Annotated in this window: 5 protein-coding genes and 1 pseudogene; 5 read left to right on the top strand and 1 reads right to left on the bottom strand. The window is 46.5% G+C overall.

Features of this window, described 5'->3' with window-relative positions; genetic code table 11:
- The 4 genes and pseudogenes from IM265_RS20605 to ugd form a co-directional block, all read left to right on the top strand.
- Nucleotides 1-338, top strand: a pseudogene (locus tag IM265_RS20605) (glycosyl transferase); the annotation flags it as partial.
- A gap of 30 nt (nucleotides 339-368) precedes the next feature.
- Nucleotides 369-1,040 carry a DapH/DapD/GlmU-related protein gene (locus IM265_RS20600; RefSeq protein WP_193031608.1) on the top strand — a complete coding sequence of 224 codons (672 nt, stop codon included), beginning with the start codon at nucleotides 369-371 and terminating at the stop codon, nucleotides 1,038-1,040.
- Nucleotides 1,041-1,205: 165 nt separating this feature from the next.
- On the top strand, nucleotides 1,206-2,612 hold the full coding sequence (gene gndA / locus IM265_RS20595) for an NADP-dependent phosphogluconate dehydrogenase (RefSeq protein WP_193031610.1): 1,407 nt from the start codon (nucleotides 1,206-1,208) through the stop codon (nucleotides 2,610-2,612).
- Nucleotides 2,613-2,837: 225 nt separating this feature from the next.
- Nucleotides 2,838-4,004, top strand: coding sequence for a UDP-glucose 6-dehydrogenase (ugd, locus tag IM265_RS20590; RefSeq protein WP_063409310.1), 1,167 nt, complete (start codon nucleotides 2,838-2,840; stop codon nucleotides 4,002-4,004).
- A gap of 51 nt (nucleotides 4,005-4,055) precedes the next feature.
- Here the strand turns inward: ugd and IM265_RS20585 are convergent, their stop codons facing one another.
- Entirely contained in the window at nucleotides 4,056-5,060 is a 1,005-nt protein-coding gene (locus IM265_RS20585) for an NAD-dependent epimerase (protein WP_193031612.1), read from the bottom strand.
- 193 nt (nucleotides 5,061-5,253) lie between these two features.
- On the opposite strand from IM265_RS20585, the gene wzzB reads away from it, so the two are divergent.
- The gene (gene wzzB / locus IM265_RS20580; protein WP_193031614.1) at nucleotides 5,254-6,234 is read left to right on the top strand and encodes an LPS O-antigen chain length determinant protein WzzB; all 981 of its coding nucleotides are present in this window, start codon (nucleotides 5,254-5,256) and stop codon (nucleotides 6,232-6,234) included.
- The last annotated feature ends 39 nt before the right edge of the window (nucleotides 6,235-6,273 follow it).

The following is a 6,273-nucleotide window of genomic DNA, read 5'->3' as shown; positions in this document are numbered from 1 at the left end:
GCAATATACAGATGCTAGATCCCATATACGATACCGCCAAATTAGCAGAGTTGCGTGCATTTTGTTCATGTTATATACATGGACATTCTGCTGGTGGTACCAATCCCTCATTAGTTGAAATGATGCATTTTGGTAAATCTATAATATGTTTTGATTGTAGTTACAATAGAGAAACTACCGAGCATAAAGCAGTTTACTTCGAAAATGAACAAGCATTATCTAAAATAATAAATTCTGAACAGTATTTTGGTGATAATAATCATATGCTTGATATCGCCAAGGATAAATATACATGGGAAAAAATACGCAAGCAATATCATGAACTGTTCATGCTATAGACTAAAATAATATACAGGCGTGGAATGAGTATGAAAATAAGTAAAGTATTCTCTTCGTTATCATACAATAACGAATCAGTTAATTTTAGAGTGTTGTTACGTGTTTTATTTATGACAGTTAGAGGATTCTTTTTTTCTATATTCTCCTTGAATAGAATTGCTTTCCCTATATTTGCATCAAGAAATGTTAAAATAATTGGCCCCTATAGGAATATTAATGTTGGTAAGTTTACCAAAATTGAATCTAATGTAATAATTCAAACAGAGGCAATCAAAGGGATAAAAATTGGTAGGTCTTGTACTATTGGTTCGGGCACAAGTATTAGACCATCCAGTTATTATGGCGGAGATAGAGGAGAAGGATTGGTTTTAGGAAATCGTACTGCGATTGGTATTAACTCTTATATTGGATGTTCTGGGTATATTGAGATCGGTGATGATGTTATTATTGGACCTCATCTAACTATTATCTCCGAGAACCACAATTATTCCGATCGAAAAATAAAAATAAAAGATCAAGGGGTAAAGCGCGATAATATCAAGATTGATAATGATGTTTGGATTGGCTGCAATGTCACTATTCTTGCTGGAGTTAATATTGGTGGCGGAAGTGTTATTGCTGCAGGTTCAGTTGTTACCAAGTCGTTCCCACCAAACTCTCTTATTGGGGGGGTTCCCGCGAAGTTGATAAAAACAATTTAAAATGAAATTTTTCTTTGGAGTTTAGCTATAGAATTTATTTATTTATTTATTTATTTATTTAATAGATACATTATATCTATTTATAGTTGAAGTAAGCTAGGATAATATAGAAGCATATTGAACAACCGCGTATGTCGCGGTGACCACACCTGACAGGAGTATGTAATGTCCAAGCAACAAATCGGCGTCGTCGGAATGGCAGTGATGGGGCGCAACCTGGCGCTCAACATCGAAAGCCGTGGTTATACCGTCTCCGTTTTCAACCGCTCCCGTGATAAGACCGAAGAAGTGATTGCCGAGAACCCAGGCAAGAAACTGGTTCCTTTCTATACGGTTAAAGAGTTTGTTGAGTCTCTGGAAACGCCTCGTCGTATCCTGTTAATGGTGAAAGCAGGCGCAGGTACCGATGCAGCTATCGACTCCCTTAAGCCTTACCTCGAAAAAGGTGACATCATCATTGATGGCGGTAACACCTTCTTCCTGGACACCATTCGTCGTAACCGTGAACTGTCCGCTGAAGGCTTCAACTTCATCGGTACCGGTGTATCCGGTGGCGAAGAGGGTGCGCTGAAAGGCCCATCCATCATGCCTGGCGGCCAGAAAGAAGCGTACGAGCTGGTTGCGCCTATTCTGACCAAAATCGCTGCTGTTGCAGAAGACGGCGAGCCATGTGTGACCTATATCGGTCCGGACGGTGCGGGTCACTATGTTAAAATGGTGCACAACGGCATCGAATATGGCGATATGCAGCTGATTGCAGAAGCATACTCCCTGCTGAAAGGCGGCCTGAATCTCTCTAACGAAGAGCTGGCTGAAACCTTTACCGAGTGGAATAAAGGCGAGCTTAACAGCTATCTGATCGACATCACCAAAGATATCTTCACGAAGAAAGATGAAGAGGGTAAATACCTTGTTGATGTGATTCTGGATGAAGCAGCGAACAAAGGTACCGGTAAATGGACCAGCCAGAGCTCTCTGGATCTGGGCGAGCCGCTGTCTCTGATCACCGAATCTGTCTTTGCGCGTTATATCTCTTCTCTGAAAGAGCAGCGCGTAGCGGCTTCTAAAGTGCTGTCAGGCCCACAGGCTAAACCAGCCGGTGACAAAGCTGAGTTCGTCGAGAAAGTTCGTCGCGCCCTGTACCTGGGTAAAATCGTCTCTTACGCGCAGGGCTTCTCACAGCTGCGTGCGGCGTCTGACGAGAACAACTGGGACCTGAACTATGGCGAGATCGCGAAGATCTTCCGCGCGGGTTGCATCATTCGTGCGCAGTTCCTGCAGAAAATCACCGATGCCTATGCTGAAAACGCAGGTATCGCTAACCTTCTGCTGGCACCGTACTTTAAGAAGATTGCAGACGAGTACCAGCAGGCGCTGCGTGACGTGGTTGCCTACGCTGTACAGAACGGTATCCCGGTTCCAACCTTCTCCGCTGCGGTGGCGTATTACGATAGCTACCGCGCTGCCGTTCTGCCTGCCAACCTGATTCAGGCACAGCGTGACTATTTCGGCGCGCACACTTACAAGCGCACGGATAAAGAAGGCGTGTTCCACACCGAATGGATGGAATAAGTTAGCTTACTCGCTATCATCAAACCCGGAGCCTGTCTCCGGGTTTTTTTATGTAAAAAATGCCGCGCATTATTCGAAGTAGTCTGAATCTCATCCCCCTCGTTGTGATTACTCCTGGTTTGCCTTGACAGTGCTGTTTGCCAGGAGGTACAAAGCCCAACAGTTATGTTTATCGCGATGGTCTGCCGGCCATCAATACAGTTAACTAAAAGAAGTCATTAGCGAATGAAAATAACAATTTCCGGAACAGGGTATGTCGGTCTTTCTAACGGCATTCTGATTGCTCAGAACCATGAAGTGGTTGCGCTGGATATCGTGCAGGCCAAAGTGGATATGCTCAATCAGAAGAAATCGCCGATTGTCGACAAAGAAATCCAGGACTATCTCAGCAACAAACCGCTGAATTTCCGCGCCACGACAGATAAAGAAGATGCATACCGCGATGCGGATTACGTCATCATTGCGACGCCTACTGACTACGATCCAAAAACCAACTATTTCAACACCTCAACCGTAGAAGCGGTTATCAAAGATGTTATTGCGATTAATCCTGATGCGGTGATGGTTATTAAATCGACCATTCCTGTCGGCTTTACCAAATCCATCAAAGAAAAGTTTGGTATTGATAATATCTTCTTCTCGCCAGAGTTCCTGCGTGAGGGGAGAGCGCTTTACGATAACCTGCATCCTTCCCGTATCGTTATTGGCGAACGTTCTGAGCGCGCTGAACGCTTTGCCGCACTGCTGCAGGAAGGCGCAGTGAAGAAAGATATTCCGGTGCTGTTTACGGACTCCACCGAAGCGGAGGCGATTAAGCTTTTCGCAAACACCTATCTGGCAATGCGAGTCGCGTACTTCAATGAGCTCGACAGCTATGCAGAAAGTCTTGGGCTGAACACCCGCCAGATTATTGAAGGGGTTTGCCTCGACCCGCGTATTGGTAACCACTACAACAACCCGTCATTTGGCTACGGCGGTTATTGCCTGCCAAAAGATACCAAGCAGCTGCTGGCAAACTACCAGGCTGTACCGAATAATCTCATTTCTGCGATTGTTGACGCTAACCGTACGCGTAAAGATTTCATCTCCGATTCTATTCTTGCGCGCCAGCCGAAAGTGGTCGGCGTTTATCGTCTGATCATGAAGAGCGGTTCCGATAACTTCCGCGCCTCTTCCATTCAGGGGATCATGAAGCGCATCAAGGCGAAAGGCGTTGAAGTTATTATTTATGAACCGGCCATGCAGGAAGATCAGTTCTTCAATTCCCGCGTGATCCGCGATCTGGATGCTTTTAAGAAGGAAGCGGATGTCATCATCTCGAACCGCATGGCCGAAGAGCTGGCTGACGTCGCTGACAAAGTCTATACCCGCGATCTGTTCGGTAGCGACTAATTTTATTACGTTAAAATTAAAAACCCGGCTGATTTGCCGGGTTTTTAATTTTCAGACCTTGTAAAACTCGCGGTACCAGTCAACGAAGTTCTTCACGCCATCTTTAACCGAGGTTTGCGGTTTGAAACCGATCACGTCATAGAGCGCTTTCGTGTCGGCGCTGGTTTCCAGGACGTCGCCCGGCTGGAGTGGCAACATATTTTTCTCGGCTTTCTTACCCAGCGCCTCTTCCAGCGCGATGATGTAGTCCATCAGTTCTACTGGTGAACTGTTACCGATGTTGTAAACGCGGTAAGGTGCTGAACTGGTTGCCGGTGAGCCAGTCTCGACGGTCCAGTTTGCGTCAGGATGGGGAATAACATCTTGCAGGCGGATAATTGCTTCAGCGATATCATCGATGTAGGTGAAGTCGCGCTTCATCTTGCCGTAGTTATAGACATCGATGCTTTTGCCTTCAATCATCGCCTTAGTAAACTTAAACAGCGCCATGTCCGGGCGTCCCCACGGACCGTATACGGTAAAGAAGCGCAGTCCGGTGGTCGGCAGGTTGTAGAGATGCGAATAGGTGTGCGACATCAGCTCATTGGCTTTTTTGGTCGCGGCATAGAGTGAAACCGGGTGATCTACGGAATCGTCAGTGGAGAAGGGCATCTTACGGTTGAGGCCATATACGGAGCTGGATGAGGCATACAGCAAATGCTGAACGTGGTTATGGCGGCAGCCTTCCAGCACGTTGAGGTGGCCAATAAGGTTGGCATCGGCGTACGCATGCGGGTTTTCCAGGGAGTAGCGTACGCCTGCCTGTGCGGCCAGGTGAATAACGCGATCGAACTTCTCGTCAGCGAAAAGCGCAGCCATACCTTCCCGGTCAGCTAATTCCATCTTGTGGAAGGTGAATCGCTCAGATTGTAGCCGTTCCAGACGTGCCAGCTTTAAATTAACATCGTAATAGTCGTTCAGGTTATCAATACCGACAACCTCATGACCGCCCTCAATGAGGCGTTTGCTGACATTCGAACCGATAAAACCCGCTGCACCCGTTACCAGAAATTTCATATCTTTCCTCAAATACCCAACGCTTACAGATGCGATAACGCATCACATGGTGTCTATGATAGCGCGAAGGGAGGCGAGTTACATAACGCATCTTTCCGATATAACTCATCGGATTCTTATAGAAAAATCCCCAGCAATAGATAAACTATGAAAACACAATTATGTTTGCCCTTTTTCATTTGTTAGGGAATGTATGACGCACAACAACAATAGCCAGGTCATCCGAAGCAATGACCCTGAGCAAATTGATTTACTTGATTTAGTGCTGCAGCTGTGGCGTGGGAAGTGGATGATAGCAACGTTTGTTGTTGTTTTTATTGCCCTGGCTATTGGTTATCTTTCTGTTGCGAAAGAGAAGTGGACCTCAAGCGCGATTATTGCCCAGCCTGATGCCGCCCAAATAGCGACCTATTCAAATGCATTGAACATCCTCTATGGCAGTGCTGCCCCTTCAATGCTGGACATTCAAACGCGTGCGATTGGCCGTTTCAACTCCTCTTTCTCGGCGTTATCGCAGGCGCTGGACAATCAGGAAGAGCCAGAAAAACTGACTATTGAGCCTACTGTGAAAGGACAAACGCTGCCTTTAAGCGTCTCCTATACCAGTACATCTGCCGAAGCTGCGCAAAAGCAGCTGGCGCAGTACATTCAGCAGATTGATGAGCAAACGGCAAAAGAACTTGCCCTTGACCTTAAGGACAATATTAAAGAGCAGGTTAAAACCCTGAACGATTCCCTGGTAAATCAGGAAAAGGTTGCCCAGGAGCAGAAAGATCTGCGTATCAAGCAGATCGTTGAGGCGCTGAAAAATGCTGAAGCGGCGAAAATCTCCTCGCCGCAGCTCCAGCAAACCCAGGATGTGACTCAGGAGACGATGTTCCTGCTGGGAAGCGAGGGGCTGAAATCAATGATTCAAAACGAAGCCTCTCGTCCGCTGGTCTTTTCTGCTGCTTACTATCAGACCAGGCAAAACTTGCTGGATATTCAAAACCTGAACGTAAACCCGGATACTATCCACGTCTACCGTTATGTCATGAAGCCGGATCTCCCCGTTCGTCGCGATAGTCCGAAAAAAGCCATTGTGCTGATTCTTGCCGTGCTGCTGGGAGGAATGATTGGTTCAGGTGTGGTACTGGCGCGTAACGCATTACGCAACTATAAGCCAAAAGCCTGATTTGCAGATTTAAAAAAACCGGGGAAAATCCCCGGTTTT

The sequence above is a fragment of the Enterobacter cloacae complex sp. P17RS genome (genome assembly GCF_014895885.1).
Classification (GTDB): domain Bacteria; phylum Pseudomonadota; class Gammaproteobacteria; order Enterobacterales; family Enterobacteriaceae; genus Enterobacter; species Enterobacter bugandensis.
This window is presented reverse-complemented; position numbering and strand designations above follow the sequence as displayed.

Bases quoted from the DNA above. Each gene is read 5' to 3' on its own strand.
- IM265_RS20600 (WP_193031608.1), top strand. From the start codon at position 369: ATGAAAATAAGTAAAGTATTCTCTTCGTTATCATACAATAACGAATCA.
- gndA (WP_193031610.1), top strand. From the start codon at position 1,206: ATGTCCAAGCAACAAATCGGCGTCGTCGGAATGGCAGTGATGGGGCGC.
- ugd (WP_063409310.1), top strand. From the start codon at position 2,838: ATGAAAATAACAATTTCCGGAACAGGGTATGTCGGTCTTTCTAACGGC.
- IM265_RS20585 (WP_193031612.1), bottom strand. From the start codon at position 5,060: ATGAAATTTCTGGTAACGGGTGCAGCGGGTTTTATCGGTTCGAATGTC.
- wzzB (WP_193031614.1), top strand. From the start codon at position 5,254: ATGACGCACAACAACAATAGCCAGGTCATCCGAAGCAATGACCCTGAG.